At 57.3% G+C, this 19,603-nt stretch carries 19 protein-coding genes, 1 tRNA gene and 4 pseudogenes; 12 read left to right on the top strand and 12 right to left on the bottom strand.

Annotation, left to right across the window (positions count from 1 at the left end; all coding sequences use genetic code 11):
* Positions 1 to 9: 9 nt before the first annotated feature.
* Positions 10 to 1,802 (bottom strand): annotated as a pseudogene (locus ACZ1GM_RS12565) (DUF1800 domain-containing protein).
* Positions 1,803 to 2,264: 462 nt separating this feature from the next.
* Between ACZ1GM_RS12565 and ACZ1GM_RS12560 the strand changes: the two are divergent.
* From ACZ1GM_RS12560 to ACZ1GM_RS12550, 3 genes are all read left to right on the top strand, one after another.
* A complete protein-coding gene (locus ACZ1GM_RS12560) occupies positions 2,265 to 3,554 on the top strand; it encodes an adenylosuccinate synthase (protein ID WP_472676758.1) in 1,290 nt (429 codons plus the stop codon).
* Between the two features lie 45 nt (positions 3,555 to 3,599).
* The gene (locus tag ACZ1GM_RS12555; protein WP_472676757.1) at positions 3,600 to 4,115 is read left to right on the top strand and encodes a L,D-transpeptidase family protein; all 516 of its coding nucleotides are present in this window, start codon (positions 3,600 to 3,602) and stop codon (positions 4,113 to 4,115) included.
* A gap of 122 nt (positions 4,116 to 4,237) precedes the next feature.
* Complete coding sequence (locus tag ACZ1GM_RS12550; RefSeq protein ID WP_472676756.1) at positions 4,238 to 5,230, top strand: winged helix DNA-binding protein; 993 nt, start codon at positions 4,238 to 4,240, stop codon at positions 5,228 to 5,230.
* A gap of 25 nt (positions 5,231 to 5,255) precedes the next feature.
* On the opposite strand, the gene ACZ1GM_RS12545 is transcribed toward ACZ1GM_RS12550, so the two are convergent.
* The 4 genes and pseudogenes from ACZ1GM_RS12545 to argH all read right to left on the bottom strand — a co-directional run bounded on the left by ACZ1GM_RS12545 (position 5,256) and on the right by argH (position 8,993).
* Positions 5,256 to 6,047: a precorrin-2 dehydrogenase/sirohydrochlorin ferrochelatase family protein gene (locus ACZ1GM_RS12545; RefSeq protein ID WP_472676755.1), complete on the bottom strand. Its 792-nt coding sequence runs from the start codon at positions 6,045 to 6,047 to the stop codon at positions 5,256 to 5,258.
* Positions 6,044 to 7,306: pseudogene (gene lysA / locus ACZ1GM_RS12540) on the bottom strand (diaminopimelate decarboxylase). The gene ACZ1GM_RS12545 and the pseudogene lysA overlap by 4 nt, the downstream one beginning before the upstream one ends.
* A 68-nt stretch (positions 7,307 to 7,374) precedes the next feature.
* Positions 7,375 to 7,623, bottom strand: coding sequence for a hypothetical protein (locus ACZ1GM_RS12535; protein ID WP_472676754.1), 249 nt, complete (start codon positions 7,621 to 7,623; stop codon positions 7,375 to 7,377).
* A complete protein-coding gene (gene argH / locus ACZ1GM_RS12530) occupies positions 7,620 to 8,993 on the bottom strand; it encodes an argininosuccinate lyase (RefSeq protein ID WP_472678570.1) in 1,374 nt (457 codons plus the stop codon). The genes ACZ1GM_RS12535 and argH overlap by 4 nt, the downstream gene beginning before the upstream one ends.
* Before the next feature lie 263 nt (positions 8,994 to 9,256).
* On the opposite strand from argH, the gene ACZ1GM_RS12525 reads away from it, so the two are divergent.
* Entirely contained in the window at positions 9,257 to 9,616 is a 360-nt protein-coding gene (locus ACZ1GM_RS12525; protein ID WP_472676753.1) for a TlpA family protein disulfide reductase, read from the top strand.
* A gap of 33 nt (positions 9,617 to 9,649) precedes the next feature.
* Complete coding sequence (locus tag ACZ1GM_RS12520; RefSeq protein ID WP_472676752.1) at positions 9,650 to 10,066, top strand: hypothetical protein; 417 nt, start codon at positions 9,650 to 9,652, stop codon at positions 10,064 to 10,066.
* Positions 10,067 to 10,216: 150 nt separating this feature from the next.
* Here ACZ1GM_RS12520 and ACZ1GM_RS12515 read toward each other — a convergent pair.
* A tRNA-Val gene (locus ACZ1GM_RS12515) sits at positions 10,217 to 10,292 on the bottom strand.
* A gap of 88 nt (positions 10,293 to 10,380) precedes the next feature.
* Between ACZ1GM_RS12515 and ACZ1GM_RS12510 the strand changes: the two genes are divergently transcribed.
* Positions 10,381 to 11,088 (top strand): asparaginase, encoded by a 708-nt coding sequence (locus tag ACZ1GM_RS12510; RefSeq protein WP_472676751.1) that lies wholly within the window; start codon positions 10,381 to 10,383, stop codon positions 11,086 to 11,088.
* Positions 11,078 to 11,362 (top strand): hypothetical protein, encoded by a 285-nt coding sequence (locus ACZ1GM_RS12505; protein ID WP_472676750.1) that lies wholly within the window; start codon positions 11,078 to 11,080, stop codon positions 11,360 to 11,362. Before ACZ1GM_RS12510 ends, ACZ1GM_RS12505 begins: the two co-directional genes overlap by 11 nt.
* A gap of 110 nt (positions 11,363 to 11,472) precedes the next feature.
* On the opposite strand, the gene ACZ1GM_RS12500 is transcribed toward ACZ1GM_RS12505, so the two are convergent.
* Genes ACZ1GM_RS12500 through fmt form a run of 3 tightly spaced genes read right to left on the bottom strand, consistent with a single transcriptional unit; the run spans position 11,473 to position 14,272 of the window.
* Positions 11,473 to 12,582 carry a zinc-binding dehydrogenase gene (locus tag ACZ1GM_RS12500; protein ID WP_472676749.1) on the bottom strand — a complete coding sequence of 370 codons (1,110 nt, stop codon included), beginning with the start codon at positions 12,580 to 12,582 and terminating at the stop codon, positions 11,473 to 11,475.
* Positions 12,579 to 13,370: a tRNA pseudouridine(38-40) synthase TruA gene (gene truA / locus ACZ1GM_RS12495; RefSeq protein WP_472676748.1), complete on the bottom strand. Its 792-nt coding sequence runs from the start codon at positions 13,368 to 13,370 to the stop codon at positions 12,579 to 12,581. The genes ACZ1GM_RS12500 and truA overlap by 4 nt, the downstream gene beginning before the upstream one ends.
* On the bottom strand, positions 13,367 to 14,272 hold the full coding sequence (gene fmt, locus ACZ1GM_RS12490) for a methionyl-tRNA formyltransferase (protein ID WP_472676747.1): 906 nt from the start codon (positions 14,270 to 14,272) through the stop codon (positions 13,367 to 13,369). Before fmt ends, truA begins: the two co-directional genes overlap by 4 nt.
* A 52-nt stretch (positions 14,273 to 14,324) precedes the next feature.
* On the opposite strand from fmt, the gene recR reads away from it, so the two are divergent.
* The 5 genes and pseudogenes from recR to ACZ1GM_RS12465 all read left to right on the top strand — a co-directional run bounded on the left by recR (position 14,325) and on the right by ACZ1GM_RS12465 (position 18,010).
* On the top strand, positions 14,325 to 14,930 hold the full coding sequence (gene recR, locus ACZ1GM_RS12485) for a recombination mediator RecR (RefSeq protein ID WP_472678569.1): 606 nt from the start codon (positions 14,325 to 14,327) through the stop codon (positions 14,928 to 14,930).
* 154 nt (positions 14,931 to 15,084) lie between these two features.
* Positions 15,085 to 15,657: a peptide deformylase gene (locus ACZ1GM_RS12480; protein WP_472676746.1), complete on the top strand. Its 573-nt coding sequence runs from the start codon at positions 15,085 to 15,087 to the stop codon at positions 15,655 to 15,657.
* 69 nt (positions 15,658 to 15,726) lie between these two features.
* A pseudogene (locus ACZ1GM_RS12475) lies at positions 15,727 to 17,153 on the top strand (DNA recombination protein RmuC); the annotation flags it as partial.
* Positions 17,154 to 17,495: 342 nt separating this feature from the next.
* The gene (locus ACZ1GM_RS12470; protein WP_472676745.1) at positions 17,496 to 17,708 is read left to right on the top strand and encodes a cold-shock protein; all 213 of its coding nucleotides are present in this window, start codon (positions 17,496 to 17,498) and stop codon (positions 17,706 to 17,708) included.
* 65 nt (positions 17,709 to 17,773) lie between these two features.
* Positions 17,774 to 18,010, top strand: a complete 237-nt coding sequence (locus ACZ1GM_RS12465; RefSeq protein ID WP_472676744.1) for a hypothetical protein — start codon at positions 17,774 to 17,776, stop codon at positions 18,008 to 18,010.
* 26 nt (positions 18,011 to 18,036) lie between these two features.
* On the opposite strand, the pseudogene ACZ1GM_RS12460 reads toward ACZ1GM_RS12465, so the two are convergent.
* The 3 genes and pseudogenes from ACZ1GM_RS12460 to ACZ1GM_RS12450 form a co-directional block, all read right to left on the bottom strand.
* Positions 18,037 to 18,853 (bottom strand): annotated as a pseudogene (locus ACZ1GM_RS12460) (TrmH family RNA methyltransferase).
* 24 nt (positions 18,854 to 18,877) lie between these two features.
* Positions 18,878 to 19,156, bottom strand: a complete 279-nt coding sequence (locus ACZ1GM_RS12455; RefSeq protein WP_472676743.1) for an HPr family phosphocarrier protein — start codon at positions 19,154 to 19,156, stop codon at positions 18,878 to 18,880.
* Entirely contained in the window at positions 19,153 to 19,581 is a 429-nt protein-coding gene (locus ACZ1GM_RS12450) for a PTS sugar transporter subunit IIA (protein WP_472676742.1), read from the bottom strand. Before ACZ1GM_RS12450 ends, ACZ1GM_RS12455 begins: the two co-directional genes overlap by 4 nt.
* Between the last annotated feature and the right edge of the window lie 22 nt (positions 19,582 to 19,603).

The raw sequence follows: 19,603 nt of genomic DNA, 5'->3' as shown, positions 1-19,603 counted from the left end.
GTGCCTCTCTTACTTTTGAACCAGATATTCAGGGGCAGCCATCACCAGGAGGATGGCTGTGTGCACCTGACGTAGTTTGTCATCATCGCTACTTGTGTCGGTGATCCCACGATCATCGAGCGCGGCTCGGATCGTTGCGACACTCTCGTCGCTCAACTGGCCCGCCGCGAGCAGCAGGTTGAGCCTTGCGACAAGGGCCGCGGAGTCGGTCACGAGGGCCAACTCCTCGGTATATCCCGTCTGAAGATCGCGGGTCACAAACTGGCGATCCTCGATCACCCGCGACATAAAGTTGATGTATCCGGGGGCACTACTTTCGTTGAGCAGCTGAAACTCCGGTGCGACCAGCCCGTTATTCCCGGCATTCGAATTCGACGGGACGTACCCAGGCCGAAAGAAGTTAAACACTGATGGTGATCGCAGCGGGCTTTGACCTAAACGGCTGCTGGCATCAGAAGTGTTGCGGACCTCCCAGTTCCCACTTTCAGACGTGACGCCAAAAGTGCGCGCCCACTGCGCCAACCGCAGGATGGGCTCGCGTAACTTGCCGTAAGTGGTGCTGGTCAAATTGGCCGACGAAATTGCCTCTTGGTCGAGCCAGATTGCGCGGAAAACAGCCCGCAGATCGCCCCGCGTTCCCGAGCCATTGTCGTTAAAGACCGATGCGACCCGTTGCACATAAGCAGGTGACGGGTTGCTCGTAACAAGCCGCTGGATCATTTGTTTGGAAAAGAACGGCCCGACATTAGGGTGGTTGAACAGAGCGTCCAGTGCAATGCGAAGAGATTCTTCTGCCTCGGTGCCTTCGGGTATCGTCGTCCCAAGAAAGCTCTTGGCTTCAGGGAATGAAATCGCTCATTCTGAGGCCAGCGCCAGACCGAGGAATCTGCAGTCATTGGCCGACGGATGTATTCGATTTCCGGGATTGTGAAAGTCCGACCGGGCAGGTTTATTTCCGCCACACCATTGTGATCGAAATCATAGCCGGTGAATACCTTCGCCAGCTCCGTCACGTCCTCATTGGTGTAGGTCTCAATGCCATTTCCACTGGCATCAGTTTGAACGGTACCATCGGCATTGAGTTCAAAAAGACCAATGGTGAAAAGCTGCATCACCTCACGGGCGTAGTTTTCATCTGGTGCGCGGCCTGTGCGAGGGTCTCCGCGACGATTACCACGTGTGTTGAGCCACACGCCCATAGCCGGGTTCAAAGTGATATCTTCCAAAAGATCACGGAAGTTGCCGAAGGCCCGTTCGTTTAGAATATCCCAATACCGGGCTATCGCCTCACTGCGCCAGGCCAGATTCAGCGCATTCAACGAGACAACGAAGAATTCCGAGAGCGCGAGCGCGGCGCGCTTGCGCACCTCACCCGATCCGCTCATCAGCTGATTCCAGATCATGAAATCGCCTGGGTCGCTGCGGAAAAACCAATCGTTATCGTCAACGCGGCTAAAGCCCCTCGCATCAAGCCATTCCATGCCGCTTTGAGCCATTGGCGCGTTTAGTTGACTGTCGAGCCAAGGCTCGAGTCCGTCGGTGCGTAAGCGCTCGATTTCGGTGGGTGATGCGGCGATACTTGTCTGCAACAGGAAGCGAGTGGCTTCTTCGTCGGATTGTGGAATTGTTGCCGTTGGAGCGGGAGTGCCGCCACCGCCTGTTGCGGGACCGCCACCGCCACCTGCTGCCGGGGCGCTGCCACCTCCACCGCCGCATGCCGCAACGCCAAGTGCTAGCGCCGAAACGCCGATATGCTTGAAGTTGGTTGTAGGGCCGTCGGGTGCCGCCCTGTCGTTCGGCACAGCCTTGACTTCGTTCTGAGATTTTTCCGTGCTCTCGCGCGGAACCACATCATCGACTATTGTCGTTGTCACCCTCAGTCCTCCGACCCCAAAATTTAAAACAAAGCGGCACCCGAACCAGTTCGCGGCCCGACTTTCTTATTTGGTGCACTACCCCCCGATGGTTCACCAATTTTTTACATGCATCGCTAACGACCTGTTAAGGATAGGTAAAAGCCTGTGAAATCAAGCCGATGAAAAATCGTTTGAGCGTCGTTTTCAGCACATTCTGACGGGCGCCGTGGCGAATTTGCGACAAATGGCGTCGTGGGAGAACGCACAAGCGTTGCATGGCAGTGAAATCTTTTGCGTGGTCACTCTTGCCAGACGGCTTGCTCTCCGGCTTTTCACCGCCTACCGCCGCCCGGTTTGTGTTCCCGATTTACACGCTCAATTAAACCATCAGAGTGAGAAAGACAGCGAATGGCCAACGTCACCGTGATCGGCGCCCAATGGGGCGATGAGGGCAAGGGTAAGATTGTTGATTGGCTCGCGAGCCGTGCCGACGCGGTTGTTCGCTTTCAAGGCGGCCACAATGCCGGCCATACGCTGGTTGTCGGTGACGTGACCTACAAACTCAGTCTGCTGCCCAGCGGGATCGTCTCAGGCACTCTGTCCATGATCGGGAATGGTGTCGTGCTCGACCCGTGGGCGTTGAAGGCTGAAATTGAAAAGCTTGAGGGGCAAGGGGTCACAATCAACGATGATAATCTTGCGATCGCTGACAACTGCCCACTCATTCTGCCTATTCATCGCGATTTGGATGGACTGCGCGAGACAGCTGCGGGCACGGGTAAGATAGGCACCACGGGCCGCGGCATTGGCCCCGCTTATGAGGATAAAGTTGGCCGCCGCGCGATCCGGGTCTGCGACTTGGCGCATCTCGACCATCTGGAGCCGCAGCTCGATCGACTATGTGCCCATCATGATGCGTTGCGGGCCGGATTTGATCAACCGCCCGTGGATCGCGAGGCTCTGTTGAGCGAACTGCGCGAGATCGCAGATTTTGTTCTGCAATTTGCTCAGCCGGTTTGGAAGCGGCTCAAAAAAGTCCGCAAAGCAGGCGCCAAAATCCTGTTTGAAGGCGCGCAGGGCGTGCTGCTGGATATCGATCACGGGACATATCCCTTTGTCACCAGCTCGAACACGGTCAGCGGTACGGCGGCCAGTGGCTCTGGCCTTGGGCCGAGCAGCACCGGTTTCGTGCTCGGGATCGTCAAGGCATATACGACCCGCGTGGGCAGTGGCCCGTTCCCGACCGAACTCGACGACGATGTTGGCCAGAAACTGGGTGAGCGCGGCCATGAGTTCGGCACTGTGACCGGTCGCCAGCGACGCTGCGGCTGGTTTGATGCCGTGCTGGTCCGCCAAAGCTGCGCGATTAGTGGCGTGACCGGGATCGCCCTCACAAAACTCGATGTCCTTGACGGTTTTGACACCATCAAAATCTGCACTGGCTATCGCCTTAATAATAATGTGATTGATTATTTCCCCAGTCACGCAGGCGATCAGGACGCTGTCGAGCCGATCTATGAAGAGATGGAAGGGTGGAGCGAAACCACCGCTGGCGCGCGCAGCTATGGCGATTTGCCAGCTCAGGCGATTAAGTACATTCAGCGTGTGCAGGAGCTGATCGAGACGCCTGTTGCGCTGGTTAGCACCAGCCCGGAACGTGAAGATACCATCCTTGTACGTGATCCGTTTTTGGACTGATTCTATCTCGCGATTGATTTGCTGCACATCGCTTGGCATCTAACCATGATGCACAGAGCCTTTTCAATTTTGCTCGCTGCCGTCCTGATGCTGGGCATTGGGCCGCACAGTTTTGCGCAAACCGGCGATGCAGGCCTGTCGATTGCTGACTTTGTGCTTGTCGATAAATCAGATCGAACACTCAAGATATATTCCGGCGGACGTCTGACGCGCACATATACCGGCCTGCAGTTTGGTGATCAGCCGCAGGGTCACAAGCGATTTCAAGGTGATGAACGCACGCCAGAGGGCCGCTATACTATTGACTACGGTAATCCCAACAGCCGATTTTACCTGAGCCTGCATATCTCTTACCCGAATGCGCAAGATCGCGCATATGCAGCACAACATGGCCGCTCGCCCGGTGGCGATATATTCATTCATGGACAGCCAAATGCCTTACCCAGCAATCGTAGAATGCGCGGCGATTGGACTGATGGCTGCATCGCATTGAGCGATGCTGAGATGGCGGAGTTGTGGCAGACAGTGCCCGATGGCACGCCGATAGAGATTCAGCCCTAATATCTACGATTTGTTCCGCGAGGAACTGAGAAAAATACGCACATTGCACAGTCTTCACACCGTTTATTCCTGACCTGATCTACATTTGTTCTACTCTTGTCTTGTTATTTAGGGGTGCGACTATGACTCAACTTGCCTATCTTTCAAACGACAACAGCAACGCGCATGCAAATGTAGGAACCGAGATGCGCGGGAGAGTAACCCTCTTCGGCGAAGATCTGAGCGCGCTGCGCGTCTTGGCCGAAGATGTTAAGTTTGCTGGCTTTGGCGTTGCTGGAACTCGCGCTCTTTCTAGCGCTCTCGATGCGGCGAAAGCCACGATAGGTGACGTGGTTCTGGTCGAGTGCGGGCGTGCCTCTGCGGCTAATCTGGCGGCGCTTGCATGGATCGATGGACATGTTGCAAAGGCGGGGGCGTCGTTGATTGTCTCGACACAGCAGGATGCGCTCGACGATGTCTTTGGCTGCATTGACCAATCACGCGGGCAGATACTCGTGTCCGCTTCCCGGGCTGAGCGATTGGTGGCTCTGGCCAGTGCATTGGCTATGCTGCCTGGAAACCAAGTACGCGAAATGGATGAGGGGGAACGCGCGGCTCTCGTTCGTTTGACTGATGAGGTCTCGCGGCTGGCGCGAAAACTAGATGGTGTTCCCAAGGCGGAGAGAAGCGATCTGATTGAGGCGACGCCGCATAGAGTGGCCTCGCCCACGCAAGGGTTCCGTTATCTTGATCGGCAAGAGGATATGGCACGCAAGCCGCGTACCCCGCTGCCCGATCCGCGATTGGTGAAATCGATTATTCGTGAACGCCAGAGGCGCGCAGAGTTTTTTGATGGTGATTTGTTTGCTGATCCAGCCTGGGATATCCTGCTTGACCTGACGGCTGCGCGCGCGGAGCATCGGCGCGTTTCAGTTACGTCTTTGTGTATCGCCGCCAATGTACCCCCCACGACCGCATTGCGGTGGATTACGCAAATGGTCGATGCTGGAATACTTGAGCGCGTTCAGGATGACACGGATCGGCGGCGCGCCTTTATCGCCCTGACCGACAGCGCCGCAGACGCGATGGCGCGCTATTTCGATAGCTTCGGCATTGATGAGATCGGGCCCATCTAGTCCCGCGTATTGCTGGCTGAGCGAATTAATTTCGCCGAATGATTACTGTCAGCTTGGCGTCCGACTTTTGGCGCGAGGCATCGAAGTCCTCTTGTGACCTGATGACATGCCGTTCTGCATCGGCGCGAGCACGGATCAGAATGGCTTCTGAAACGTCCGGATCATGCAGGACGGCATCAGCTTGGCCCAGCCAGCGCGCTTGCCGTAGGGTAAGATCATCCGGATCGTTGCTGCTAAGTTCAATGGTCTCAAAACGGGCGCTAGTGGACTGTCCGCCTTCGGCCAGCCAAAAATCGACCTTCTCGTGAGCACGCGCATCAGTGAGGTCTAGTGCACCGCCTTCGCTCAATGCCATATCGAGATTCCGGCGCCGGTCACCACCATCCGGAAACCGCTCGCGCATGGCATTGCGGCTACTGCTCAGCTTTGCGGCCAGCTTGCTCAAAGAGGCAGGCAACAACTTCTCAATTCTCAAGCGGACATGCTTCGCCAATCCCGCCGACGCACCACCAGTGCCCACGGCAATCAGCACAGGGTCACGGTCGCAAATGCTGGGGGTGGTGAATTCGCATAGCTCCGGGCGATCCACCACATTCACCAATAAGCCCAGTCGCCGCAGCCGCTCTGCCGCGCGTTTTGCCTGAGCCTCATCTTCCAGCGCGACAAATGCGATCTTGGCTTGGTGCGCTTCGGTCTCGCTGCACACCATCCCACCCGCGCGCCGGATTAACCTGCTCTTCGCTTCCGCCTCCTCACCCTCACCGACAACCACCACTTTAGTGCCTGCTAGCTTGTGAAAGAGCGGAAGGCTTTTCATTCGAGCCACTCGGGAACGCGTTCTGCGTCCATAATTGCGGCGGCCGCGATCCGGTCTGCGACAACAGCAAACTTGTCGCCATCAACCAGTACTTCGGCGACAAACCCGCGCGAGTTATAGCTCGATGCCATGGTCGCTCCGTATGCGCCTGCGGTTCGAAAACCGCGAGGTCGCCGGTCTGGACAGCGTCGCACGCCCGGTCGCGCGCGAAGGTGTCGCCGGTTTCGCAGATCGGGCCAACGATATTGGCGGTCATACTCTCACCAGTTGGCGTAACCGCGTCAAAATCGTGCCACGCGCCATACAGCGCGGGGCGCGCGAGATCATTCATAGCCGCATCCACTATGACAAAGGGTGGCCCGTTGCCCCCGCGTTTCACGCGGATCACGCGGGTCAGCAGAACGCCCGCATTACCAGCAATAACGCGGTACGGGTTCAAACGTTAGGTGTACATCCCAATCGGCGGTCACGCGGGCAACCATTGCGCCATAATCGGCGGGGGAGGGCGGGTTGTCGCCCGCCTTGTAAGGAACGCCAAGCCCACCACCCAAATCGACATGAGTGATTGCGTGACCACTTGCACGCAGATCCGCCACGAGCTCTGCAAGCTTTCCAAACGCGGTTTCCAGCGGTTCAAGGTCGCCCAATTGGCTGCCGATATGTACGGCAACACCGCGCAGGTTCAGCCCCTCAAGCGCAGCGAGTTCGGCAAATGCCTCGCGTGCGTGCACCAGGGGAATGCCAAATTTGTTTTCAGCCTTGCCGGTCGAGATTTTCTCATGCGTTTTCGCGTCAACGTCAGGATTGATACGAAGGCATGCCTGGGCTTCCTCACCGCGCGCAGCGGCCAACTCAGCCAGCTCGCGACCTTCCTCGCGCGATTCGATGTTGAACTGGCCGATCTTCTTATCGAGGCCAAGCGACAGCTCGTCGCGAGTTTTGCCGACACCGGAAAATACGATCTTGTCCGGCTCCATCCCAGCCGCAAGTGCGCGCATCAACTCGCCGCCAGAGACAACGTCTGCGCCAAAGCCCGCACCTTGCAACACTTTCAGAACCGCCAGGTTGGGATTGGCCTTAACGGCGAACGCGATCAGTTTCTTCGGAACCTCTGCCAAGCCTTCGGTGAAAACGCGCGCATGCCGTTCCAGCGTGGCACGCGAATAGACATAGACAGGCGTGCCAACCTCGTCTGCAATTTGCGGCAGAGGCACGTTCTCGGCGTGCATCACGCCATCTTTGATCGTGAAATGGTCCATAAGTTTCGCGCCTCTGCCTCAGGCATCGCCAGGTGTCGAGCAATCGTTACTAACCCGGCAGAAAATCTCTATTCAGGAGGCAGATCGAAGGGGTCGTCTTGGCGTTCCTCAGACCGGCGGCGTAGCTCAACACTGCGCTCGGGCGCGGCAAGTGTATCGAGCTCAAGCAGTTCCTGCGCATCGGGTTTTGTATCGCTGGCATAGGGTGCGGGTGGAAGACCGGTCTCCGCCACGGGCTTGAGATCAGCACGTTGGCCGCACCCCGAAACTGCGATGGCGGCAAGTGTTGTGAGCGTAGCGGCGGAGGCGATGTTCATGCGAGACCCAAATCTTTGCGAGCTTCTTCGACCCGCGCTCTTACCTGATCAGGGGCCGTGCCGCCATAGGAACTGCGCGCAGCCACCGAGCTTTCGACCGATAGAGCTGCGAAAACGCGGTCATCAATTCGCCCATCGATCGCTTTGAGATCAGACAATGGCAACACATTGAGCGCCACGTCGCGCTTTTCGGCGAGTTTCACCACCGCACCGGTTATGTGATGGGCTTCGCGGAATGGTATGCCCGCTTTGCTCACCAGCCAGTCAGCCAGATCGGTCGCCGTGGCATAGCCTGCCTCGGCGGCGGCGCGCATGCGGTCTGTATCAAAGGTACTGTCCGCCACCATCCCGGTCATCGCAGCCAGGCACAGGTCAAGCAGTCCAGCGGCTTCGAATACGGGCGGCTTATCATCCTGCATATCTTTGGAATAGGCGAGCGGCAGACCCTTCATCGTAATCATCAGCGATGTCGCACAGCCGATAATCCGCCCTGTATGGCCACGTACCAGCTCAGCGGCATCGGGGTTCTTCTTCTGCGGCATGATTGAACTGCCGGTAGAAAGAGTGTCGGGCAGCCGGATAAAGCCGAAGGGCTGGCTCGCCCACAGGATCATCTCTTCCGCAAGGCGCGAAAGATGCAGTGCGCACTGGCTCGCAGCCATCAGATAGTCGAGTGCGAAGTCTCGGTCTGACACAGCATCGAGGCTATTTCGGGTCGGCTCGTCGAACCCCAAAGCATCAGACGTCGCCTGCCGATCAATCGGGAAGCCGGTGCCTGCTAGGGCTGCGCTACCTAGAGGGCATTGGTTCAGCCGGTCGCGTGCATCGGCAAACCGGCTGCGGTCTCGCGCGGTCATTTCGTAATATGCCATCAGATGATGACCCAGCGTCACGGGCTGAGCCGTCTGCAAATGCGTGAAACCCGGCATGATGCTGTCGGCGTGTTCACCACCGCGCGTGACCAAGGCGCGCTGCAATGCCGCAAGCCCCGCATCGGCGCGATCGATCGCCGCACGCACCCAGAGCCGGAAATCGGTCGCGACCTGGTCATTGCGGCTGCGCGCGGTATGCAGACGTCCAGCCACCGGGCCGATGAGCTCGGAAAGCCGCGCCTCAACGGTCATGTGAATGTCTTCAAGATCCCAATCTTCGGGCACACCGTCTCGCTCATACTCCGATGCTATCGTTTGCAGGCCTTCATCGATCTTTGCCACGTCATCTTCGCTGATAATGCCCTGCGCCGCCAACATCGCTGCATGGGCGCGGCTGCCCGCGATATCCTGCCGCCACAATTGCTTGTCGAACGGGATCGAGGCGTTGATTTCGCGCATGATCGCGCTAGGCCCTTCTGCGAACCTGCCGCCCCACATCTGATTGGAACCGTCTGTGCCACCCTCGAGATTCTCAGTATCGCTCACGTTGATTGGTATCCTGACCTTGGGTTTGGCCGCTTGCGATAGGGGAGGTGCTGACCCCGCGCAAGAAAGCGACGCTTCGGCTGCCGATACCGCTTCCACGTCTGCGCCAACTGGTACGATTGATCGTAGCAAAGCAGGCGATCTTATGCCGGCGATCAATCTGGTTGATACTGAGGGACAAGCGCTGAACACGGGCGCTTTGCAAGGGCAGTACGGTGCTCGTAAACCTGTGGGCCACGTGGTGTGCGCCATGTATCAAGGAAATGCCGCTGCTTGACGAAGTTGCGGCGGATTACAGCGATCAGTTGAAAGTGCTCACCGTCAGTCAGGATTTACAGGGTGCGGAGCGGGTTGCCCCGTTCTTTTCCGCCCGCGATTTTGAACATCTCGAACCATGGCTCGATACGGATAACAGGCTGAGCGAGGCGCTGAGCGACGTGATGCCCACTACCGTGCTTTATGACGCGAACGGGCAGGAGGTTTGGCGCGTCGTTGGCGATTACGACTGGTCAAGTGCAGAGGCACGCGGCGCGATCGACGAGGCACTTAGCATACCGTCTGAGGGTCCGGCTTAGAGAACCTTAACTCTATACTGCTAAGTCAAACCAATGACTTATCAATTTGGCAAAGCATTGGATGGCGGAACTCCGCTAACCCAGCGCGAACTCGATAAGCTCGCCGAAGATCAAATCGCCGCGCTTAAACAGGCTCTTGTTCCGTTCAAGCGTCCAGAGAAAAGCGATGACGTGCTTGATCAACGCTTGGGTGAAGAGCTGCGCTTGGCCCAACGCATTTTGGAAATGCTGGAAAGCGAGGCGCGCAGTCGCGGAGACTTGGAGGCGGCAAAGGCTTTGGACAAGGCAGAAGACGCCATCGAAGATGTCGCGGATATAATCGAGGCCGAGGATCGCTGCGAGGCGATTGAAACGGTTGACGATGATATGGCTCGCCGATTGACCCGGAGGTCAATTGATGGCGAACCGGGGCCGTGCCACAATCGCATTTCGTCGGACAAATCTGAATAAGAAAATCGACACTGGGAATGGTGCCCCGCGAGCGTAAGCTCGCCCCCAAACAGTTATGCCTGCCATACGAGCGAAGCGAGGAATGGTGGGCCCCGCGAGCGTAAGCTCGCCTCCAAACAGTTATGCCTGCCATACGAGCGAAGCGAGGAATGGTGGGCGATGACAGGCTCGAACTGCCGACCCTCTCGGTGTAAACGAGATGCTCTACCAACTGAGCTAATCGCCCATTCCGTGTGTTGGAAGCGCGCTATCTAGCGCCTAATTTCTGAAAATCAATTGCTGTTCTTGTGAAATTGACGATAGGGCGCTCGGTCATGAGCAAACAGACCATTCTTGTGCTGGCCACTGGCGGCACCATTGCTGGTAAGGCAGGCTCTGCCACACGTCATGACTATCGCCCCGGTCAGATCGGGATTGCTGAGTATTTAGAGCAGGTTGCTGACCTTGGGCTGGATGCCAACCTCATCGGCAAGCAGATCGCCAATATCGGATCAGAAGATATCGGACCGGACATCTGGGCGCGTCTCCATCACGAAATTTTGGCCGCGATTGGTGATCCGGGTATTGCGGGCGTCATTATTACGCATGGCACAGATACGGTCGAGGAAACCGCATTTCTGCTGGATCTCACTCTTCCCACGTCAAAGCCTATCGTGCTGGTCGGCGCGATGCGGTCGGCAGATGCGGTTGGTTATGACGGTCTGCGCAACTTCGCCAATGCCGTGCGTGTCGCATGCGATGCAGAGGCGAGCGGTCGCGGCGTGCTCGTGGTGATGGGTGATCGCGTGTTCGCCGCGCGCGACGTGCGCAAAGTCCGCACGCGTGGCACCGATGCGTTTCGTGGGTTTCCGCGTGGCTCGATAGGGCTCGTCACACCAAGCGCCCTCGATTGGTTCGGTGCGCCGTGGCGGCCAGGCGAGGCGGCCCAGTTTGGGTTTACGGTACGATTTGCCCGAGGTGCCCATTCTTTACATCCATGCAGGTATGACGCCGGATCACGTCGGCAGAGTTGTGAGCGATAATGCCTGTGGACTGGTCGTTGCGGGCGTTGGCGAAGGTAATATGCCGAATCCGGTTCGTCAGGGGCTGGTTGCGCTCGCGAAGGATGGAATGCCAATTGTCCGTTCCAGTCGATTGGATGAGGGGTTGGTCGACCGCGAGCCAGAAGATGATCCGAATGGCTTTGTCGCGGCGCGTGCGCTTAATCCGCAAAAGGCGAGGATTTTGCTCGCCATGCTGATCGCGGACGGGGTGACTGATCCATCCGCGATCCAGCGTGCGTTTGATGGTAGATAGTGTTCGTTGTGATGACCTAGCCACCCGCGCCCTCCGCCCTTCCACCCGGATGGTGTCCCGGTAGGCTCCGGGTGGAAGGGCGGAGGGCGCGGGTGGCTAGAACCCACAAACTAAGCGTGCGGCGTAACCAGATACTTCTCGCCGGTTTTCATTTGGCGATAGTCAAGAATTGCATCCTTGGTCAGCATCTCTTCCAGATTGACCTTTGCCTTGTAATTGCTGGCAAACGTGGTGGTCAGGTTTTGCAGCACGCGGGTGCGCATCCGGACGACCGTTTCCATACCTGCCTTGGCAAGAAACGGCGTCAGCAGAAAGCCAGAGACGGTCCATTGCAGGCCGTATGATGGGGTCAGGATTGTCGGCCCAAGATCAAGCCGCCCATACATATACATCTTCTTGTCTTGATCAGATCCATAGCGGGAATATTCGCTCATCTTGGATGCTGCGACCTGTTCCATCGCTTTCAGAACGGCGTCGGTATTCTGCCCACCACCGATAGGATCAAAGCCGAGATATGCGTCAGTCGCGTCAATCGCGCTGCGCAACTGCTTCATGAAATCATCATCAGATGAATTGACTACATGTTCCGCGCCGGCTGCTTTCAAAAGGTCGACATGCTCCTGCTTGCGCACGATGTTGACCAGCTTCATGCCATCTTCCTGGCAAATCTTATTGAGCATTTGCCCCAGATTGGATGCCGCGGCGAGGTGGATGATTGCATCATGCCCCTCCATCTTGGCCGTTTCGACAAAGGCCAGAGCAGTCATCGGATTGACGAAAGAACTCGCCCCCGCTTCGCATGAGTTATCGCCCAGCGGCAGGCACATCATCGCATCGGCGATTGCATATTGGCTGAAAGCGTTGCCGGGTACGCAGGCTACGCGCTGCCCCATCAGCGCCTTGGCCATATCGCCATCACCTGTCGCAATGACCGTGCCAGCGCCTTCATTACCAGCGGGAAGTCGTTGGCCATGGCGATTCTTCTGCCCGGAAAGGAATGGTTCAGGCATTTGCGCCACCACCTTACCCGCAGAATATTCGGCATTTTCAAAGTCGGCTGCACTGGTCAGGATCGCGAGGTCTGACGGATTTATCGGCGCTGCTTCCATCTGCACCAACACCTGATTGCCGGTCGGTTCGGGAAAGCTTGCTTCCCTTACTTCAAGCGTCAGCGAGCCATTGGCGTCAAGTGTTGTGAAAAGCTGTTTGCCAGTTGTCATTGGGGTCTCTCCTGAGGTGTCTCTTGGGAATCTTGCGTGCTGCCGGGTGGCGGATAAATCGCTTCGACGAAATAGAGGCCATGCGCGGGCGCATTGAGGCCCAGCTCTTGCCGCTCTTTCGCTGCGAGTGCCTGTGCCATGCGCTGCTCTGGCCAGCTACCCTGGCCAACCAGCGCCAGGCAGCCAACCATGGAACGAACCTGATGGTGGAGAAAGCTGCGCGCGGCGGCGTGGATCATGATGTATTCGCCGCGCCGCTCCACCTCCAGATGATCGAGCGTGCGTACCGGGTCCTTTGCCTGACAGTGTGCCGAGCGGAAGGTGGTGAAATCGTGCCGTCCGACCAATGCCTGTGCGGCGCGGCCCATCGCCTCGTGATCCAGCTCTTGCGGGACTTGCCAGGCGCGATTCTTCTCTATGGTGAGCGGCGCTCGGCGGTTACAGATGCGATAAAGATAGCGTCGCCCTATGCAGGAAAAGCGCGCATGCCATTCATCATCGACCGTTTCGCAATGGGTGATAGCCACCGGATCAGGGCGCAGCTTTGCATTCAGCGCCTCCATCAGCCGAAACGGCGTCATGTCTTTTTCGACGTCGATATGGCTGCGCATGGCGAAGGCATGGACGCCGGTGTCAGTCCGCCCTGCACTATGCATTGTGATCTCTTCGCCGGTGACCTCTTTGGCTGCATCCTCGACCGATTTTTGCACGCTCGGTCCATGCTTTTGCCGCTGAAGCCCTTGAAAAGGCGTACCGTCAAATTCGAGCGTGAGGGCAAAGCGGGTCATAAGAGTTTGGTGCCTTTCTCAACGGGCATGCCGCGCAGGAAGTCTGCCAGATCCATCGCTGGTTTGCCCGCGCGTTGCAGGCGTGTTGGCCGCAATGCGCCTTCGCTGCAAGCGATGGTTAGCGTGTCGTCAAGTACGGTCCCTGGCGCGCCGGTACCATCCACCACGTCAGCGCCAAGCAGTTTCACCCGATCATCACTCAACGCAAACCATGCACCGGGAAACGGGGCCAAGCCGCGCACCAGACGCTCGATCTCATCGGCTGACCTTGTCCAATCGATACGTGCCTCTGCTTTATCGATCTTGGGCGCGTAAGTGGCGTCTGCGTCGTCTTGCGCAACCGGTACGTGTTTATCAAGTTCACGCAAAGTGCTGACCATCAGCTTCGCACCAAGCTGCGCCAATTCGTCAGTCAATTGGCCGGTCGTCTTGCGCTCAATCTGTGTGCGAACCGTCGCGAGCATCGGCCCGGTATCGAGCCCCGCTTCCATCTGCATGATTGTGATGCCGGTGACAGGATCGCCAGCCATGATGGCGCGGTGGATCGGTGCGGCGCCACGCCAACGCGGCAGGATCGAGGCGTGGACATTCAGGCAGCCATGTTTAGGCGCATCCAGAATGGTTTGCGAAAGGATCAAGCCATATGCCGCCACGACCGCAATATCTGCCTCCAGCGCGGCGAACCGCACCTTCTCCTCATCGGATTTGAGGGAATTGGGATTGCGTACTTCCAAACCCAATTCTTCCGCCGTTACCTGCACAGGCGATGGCCGCAATTTCTTCCCCCGACCAGCAGGGCGGGGTGGCTGGGTGTAGACGGCGCAAATCTCATGTCCTGCATCATGCAGCGCCCGCAAAGTCGGCACGGCGAAATCCGGCGTTCCCATAAAGATTATGCGCATGACTGGTCTGCGGGCCTTTCTCGAACCGAAACAGCGCCCTATCTGTGTGGGCATGGCATCGCAAGAGATCGAAGCATTGGCGAGCGCTTTGTCGCGGCTTCCCGGGCTCGGGCCCCGTAGCGCGCGGCGGGCGGTGCTGTGGCTGGTCAAGCGCCGCGAGCAGGCATTGCCGCAATTGCTGGATGCGCTGGAAGGTGTGCGCGACACGCTGGTCGAATGCGGTATCTGCGGCAATATCGACACGCGTAACCCGTGCGGTATTTGTGCCGACCCACGCCGTGATCCGAAGTCGATTTGTGTGGTGGAGGATGTGTCTGACCTCTGGGCGCTCGACCGGGCAAAGCTGTTTACCGGTACATACCATGTTCTGGGCGGCAAGCTGTCTGCGCTTGATGGCATACGGCCAGAGGATCTCAATATTGCGAGCCTGATGGACCGGGTCGATCCGAATGCTGGCGGAAATGTAGATGAAGTCGTGCTGGCGATGAATGCGACGCTGGAGGGTCAGACGACCGCGCATTATCTGGCTGAGCGGTTGGAGGATTATCCTTTGCGGATCACTCAATTAGCCCACGGATTGCCGGTGGGCGGAGAGCTTGATTATCTCGACGAGGGCACACTAGCGCAGGCCCTTAGAGCCAGAAGGCCTGTGGATTAGAGATTCACCGTCATTGCGAGGAGCCTCACCAGAGGCGACGTGGCAATCCACTATTCCGTTTCGGATGTTAGTAAGAAAAGATTCTGGATTGCTTCGCTGGCGCTCGCAATGACGAGTTCTTGAAGGTTCGCGCGATGACGCCTAAATCACTCAAATGGCTATACGCGAAATTCTGGAAGTGCCGGACCCCCGGCTCAAAGTGGTGTCTGAACCGGTTAAACCGGAAGAGTTCAATGACGAGCTGCGTACGCTCGTCGAGGATATGTTTGAGACGATGTATGACGCGCCGGGCATCGGTCTCGCCGCGATACAGGTGGGTGTTCCCAAGCGTGTTCTCGTGATCGACCTGCAACCGGATGATCCCGATGCCGAGCCGGTAGAATGCGATCACGACGGGCATGCGCACACGCATCCCGCGACCAAGAAAGAGCCGCGCACCTTCATCAATCCGGAAATCCTTGATCCGGCGGAGGAGCTGGCGACGTATCAAGAGGGTTGCTTGTCAGTCCCGGAAATTTTTGCGGATGTGGATCGTCCGGCGACATGCCGGGTTCGGTATCAGGATCTCAATGGGAACACCCACGAGGAGGATCTCGATGGGCTAATGGCGACCTGCCTCCAGCACGAGATGGATCATCTAGAAGGTATCCTGTTCATCGATCATTTATCGCGGTTGAAGAAGCAAATGGCGTTGAAAAAACTTAAGAAACTGCGCCAGGCAGCGTAGGCTTTATGCTGGTCGATAAGTGACCATTCGCCTCTAGCGTTCCCCGTCCGTTCTGCGTAGATATGCCGAATGGACGGATCGATCATACCTCTCGTCGCGTTAGTCATCGGCCTGGCTCTGGGCGCAGTGGCTGGATGGTTTTTTGGCTCTCGGTACCGGTCGAAGATTGGAAAGAACGTTACATTGAGCGTGATAACGCGGCCAATGATCGCGAGCACGAATTCAAAAAGGCAATCAAAGAGTTAGGCAACGCTCAGATAGAACTGGCCGCCGCTAAAGAACGTGCTGCGCGTGCCGGTGAAATAGAGAAACAGCTTGAGCGGACGCGTGAGGAAGCGACGGCGCTTAAAGCGGCTCAAGCAGGTTTCGAAGAGCAAAAGCGGTTGCTCGCTACGTCGCAGGAAAAGCTGCTCAAAGAATTTGAGAATACCGGTGCGAAGGTTTTGGGTGCGGCACAGGAACGTTTTCTGTCGCGTGCAGATGAGCGCTTTAAGCAATCCGAAGAGGCCGGTGAGCAGAAGATCAAGGCGTTGCTCAATCCGGTGGGGGAGCGGCTGGCGAAGTATGAGGCACAGGTCGAAACACTGGAAAAGCAGCGGGTTGATGCGTTCGGTCAACTGACAGGCCTGATCGAATCGATGAAAGCCGGGCAGGAAGAGGTGCGTCGTGAGGCGCAGAGGCTCGGCAATTCTCTGACCAATGCCCCCAAGGCGCGGGGGCGCTGGGGAGAGCGGGCACTGCAAAATGTGCTGGAACAATGCGGGCTAGCGGAACACACTGATTTCCACCTCGAACAATCGCTCGACACCGATGAAGGCCGCATGCGCCCGGATGCCATCGTTAATGTGCCGGGGCAGAAGAAACTGGTGATTGATGCCAAGGTATCGCTCAACGCCTATCAGGCCGCCTTTGAGGCCGATGATGAGGCTGAGCGAAAACTGCATCTCGATGGGCATGCGAAGTCGATGCGGCAACATGTGCAGACGCTGGGTACCAAAGCATACCAGAACCAGTTCGACGAAGCGCCGGATTATGTAGTGATGTTCGTACCGGGTGAACACTTTGTCGCCGCGGCATTGGAGCATGATCCCGAGTTGTGGGATTTTGCGTTTGGAAACAAAGTTTTGTTGGCCACGCCGACCAATCTGGTGGCGATTGCGCGCACCGTGGCGCAGGTCTGGCGGCAGGACAAAATGGCGGCAGAAGCGCAGGAAATCGGCAAAATGGGCGCTGAGTTGTATGACCGGCTGCGCGTCGCAGCCGAGCATATGAAGCGCGTCGGCGGCGGGTTGGAAAGCGCCGTCAACAATTACAACAAGTTCGTCGGTTCGTTTGAGCGAAACGTCCTGACATCTGGTCGGCGCATGGCTGAAAAGGGGCTCGAAATCGGTAAGGAAATCGATGACGTGCCTTTGGTCGAAAGCACGCCGCGCTACAATGCTGATGATGTTGCCGACGATAGTGCCGATAGTGCCGATAGTGCCGATAGTGCCGATAGTGACGATGTTGACCCGATGATTGAACAGGTTGGCACCGTCAATGACGGTAATACACTGGAGAATCGCAGCGACGATACATCAAGCGAATAGCTTGAGCATGCCCGCTGTTTGCTGGTCGCACACTCTTTGCTGGTAGTTTGCGGCGATCCCTGCTATTATCCAATTGCTGACGTCGACTTTGCGACTGACTTCGAAATTTGAAATCCGCCTTGGGTTCTTTATTTGGGGACCCGGTGGCGCAATGCCAGACGACGACTTCCTTTCACCAGACGATTTGACGCACAACCGCACCGCATGTCGCGCGTGCGGAAATTATGATGTTCTCGAAAGGAACTCTGAATGGCCAAAACTGGCACCGTTAAGTTTTTCAATGCCGATAAAGGCTTTGGTTTTATCCAGCCTGATGATGGTTCAAACGATAGCTTCGTTCACATTTCTGCAGTCCAAGCTGCAGGCATGCAGACGCTCGATAAAGACCAGCGTCTCAATTACGAACTTGAGGAAGGTCGCAACGGCAAGCAGAGCGCCGTAAACCTTTCTGCGGCTGACTAATTTCATGTCGGGGTGCGGCCTGTTCGGGTCGCACCCATTTTCCATCTTCAAAGGTGAGGTATGAAATGGCGGTCAATCAGAAGAGTTACGAATTTTACATCACCCAAGCAGAATCCGCAGCAAAAGCTGCTGATCGAGCGACTCTGGCAAATGTCCGCGATCGCGAATTGAGATCTGAAAAGACATGGCGCGGTTTGGCAGAACAGGCGCGCCGGGTATCGGCAGGCCGCGAGAAAGCTGAGCAAGAACGCGCGGCGAAACAGCAGGCTGAGCTGGCGGAAAAGGCCGATTTAGCGGTTTAGAAAAGCCAGCGCTTTTTTACGGCCCTTTAGCCTAGCTTCGCCAACACTTCATAAGCCAGAACTGCGCCAGCAACGGCAGCGTTCAGGCTATCAGCGCGCCCTTTCATCGGCATTGTGACGCGCAGGTCGCATTCAAGCTCATAGGCTTCAGGCAATCCCTGCGATTCGTTTCCGACCAAGATAAAACATGGCGCGGCGTAGTCCGCATCACGATGGGGTACCGCATCGCGCAGGGATGCCGCCACCAATTGGCCTGGCTCGCTCCGCAGCCATGGCACGAACTCTTCCCACCGCGCTTGTGCGATTTGCTGCGTGAACACGGCGCCCATACTGGCCCGGACCGCCTCCACGCTGAATGGATCCGCACATTCGTCAATCAGGATCAGCCCACCCGCACCGACCGCGTCACAGGTGCGCAGCATCGTGCCGAGATTGCCAGGGTCGCGCAGCGCCTGTGCAACCATCCAGATCGGTGCAGCATCGCGATTGATCGCATTCAGCGACGTATCAAATTCGGCAAAGACACCGGCCACCGCCTGAGCATTATCCTTGCCCGTGATTTTCGACAGGATGTCCGGCGTCGTCTCGATGATCTCGCCGCCGGTCTGGGCAACTGATTTTTCAAGCGCATCCACCAATGGATGCGAGTCTCGCCCACTGGCCAACACCAGGGTTTCAGGAACCCGGTACGCATTCGCGCGCATCGGTGAGCAGTCGCAGTCCCTCCGCGAGAAATTTGCCCTCACGCTTGCGATGTTTCTTATCCCGCAGACGCCGCAGCGCCTTGACGGTCGGGTTGGAAAAGCCAGTAATTTCGCGTCTTTGCACGATGGGCTGTGTCATAGTCAGCGCCCGCTACATTATTGGTCAGGGTTCGCCAAATCCATCTTCGACCATGGCGGCCAGATCGTTCATTACGGTCTCGGCATCGTTGCCGCTCACGATCAGCTCTATTGCGTCTCCGCGTGCGGCGCCCAGCATCATCAGGCCTAGGATTGATCCACCTGCGGCTTCGTTGCCGCCCTTGGCCACTTTCACCTGAGTGTCATGGGAAAGCTCTGACACTGCGCCAACGAATTTGGCGCTCGCGCGAGCGTGCAACCCGCGCTCATTCACAATAGTTATGGTCCGGCGCAGCGCGCTCAAGATACCTTCTTTCGTGGTGCTTCGTCGTTCTGGCCCAGGAACTCGGAAGCGACGGTGATGTAATTGCGTCCAGCCTCTTGCGCCGCATGCGCCGCCTCCGTGACGTTCATCGCCTTGCGAGCACCGGCCAGCCGGATCAGCATGGGCAGGTTGATCCCTGCGATGACTTCAATCCGGCCTGCATCAAGCAATGAAATTGCAAGGTTGGAAGGCGTGCCGCCAAACAAGTCTGTCAGGATAATCGCGCCTGAACCTGTGTCGACTTCGTCTATCGCCTCGGAAATCTCTTTCCGACGCAACTCCATATCGTCGCTCGGGCCGATGCAAATGGCCGCGATCTTGTCCTGCTGCCCCACGACATGTTCCATGGCATCGATAAAATGCCGTGCAAGATCACCATGAGTGACGAGGATGATTCCGATCATGCGATGCGATCCATTAAGCGCG

This window comes from Qipengyuania sp. JB2-7 (genome assembly GCF_055693485.1).
Note: the sequence above shows the minus strand (reverse complement) of the source record. Positions and strands in the feature narration are given on the sequence as shown.

Coding starts and splice junctions, on each gene's coding strand:
- ACZ1GM_RS12470 (WP_472676745.1), top strand. CDS start 17,496: ATGGCCAAAACTGGCACCGTTAAGTTTTTCAATGCCGATAAAGGCTTT.
- ACZ1GM_RS12555 (WP_472676757.1), top strand. CDS start 3,600: ATGATGCACAGAGCCTTTTCAATTTTGCTCGCTGCCGTCCTGATGCTG.
- fmt (WP_472676747.1), bottom strand. CDS start 14,272: ATGCGCATAATCTTTATGGGAACGCCGGATTTCGCCGTGCCGACTTTG.
- ACZ1GM_RS12550 (WP_472676756.1), top strand. CDS start 4,238: ATGACTCAACTTGCCTATCTTTCAAACGACAACAGCAACGCGCATGCA.
- ACZ1GM_RS12510 (WP_472676751.1), top strand. CDS start 10,381: ATGAGCAAACAGACCATTCTTGTGCTGGCCACTGGCGGCACCATTGCT.
- recR (WP_472678569.1), top strand. CDS start 14,325: ATGGCATCGCAAGAGATCGAAGCATTGGCGAGCGCTTTGTCGCGGCTT.
- ACZ1GM_RS12560 (WP_472676758.1), top strand. CDS start 2,265: ATGGCCAACGTCACCGTGATCGGCGCCCAATGGGGCGATGAGGGCAAG.
- ACZ1GM_RS12500 (WP_472676749.1), bottom strand. CDS start 12,582: ATGACAACTGGCAAACAGCTTTTCACAACACTTGACGCCAATGGCTCG.
- ACZ1GM_RS12450 (WP_472676742.1), bottom strand. CDS start 19,581: ATGATCGGAATCATCCTCGTCACTCATGGTGATCTTGCACGGCATTTT.
- argH (WP_472678570.1), bottom strand. CDS start 8,993: ATGTGGGGCGGCAGGTTCGCAGAAGGGCCTAGCGCGATCATGCGCGAA.
- ACZ1GM_RS12465 (WP_472676744.1), top strand. CDS start 17,774: ATGGCGGTCAATCAGAAGAGTTACGAATTTTACATCACCCAAGCAGAA.
- ACZ1GM_RS12535 (WP_472676754.1), bottom strand. CDS start 7,623: ATGAACATCGCCTCCGCCGCTACGCTCACAACACTTGCCGCCATCGCA.
- ACZ1GM_RS12520 (WP_472676752.1), top strand. CDS start 9,650: ATGACTTATCAATTTGGCAAAGCATTGGATGGCGGAACTCCGCTAACC.
- truA (WP_472676748.1), bottom strand. CDS start 13,370: ATGACCCGCTTTGCCCTCACGCTCGAATTTGACGGTACGCCTTTTCAA.
- ACZ1GM_RS12545 (WP_472676755.1), bottom strand. CDS start 6,047: ATGAAAAGCCTTCCGCTCTTTCACAAGCTAGCAGGCACTAAAGTGGTG.
- ACZ1GM_RS12480 (WP_472676746.1), top strand. CDS start 15,085: ATGGCTATACGCGAAATTCTGGAAGTGCCGGACCCCCGGCTCAAAGTG.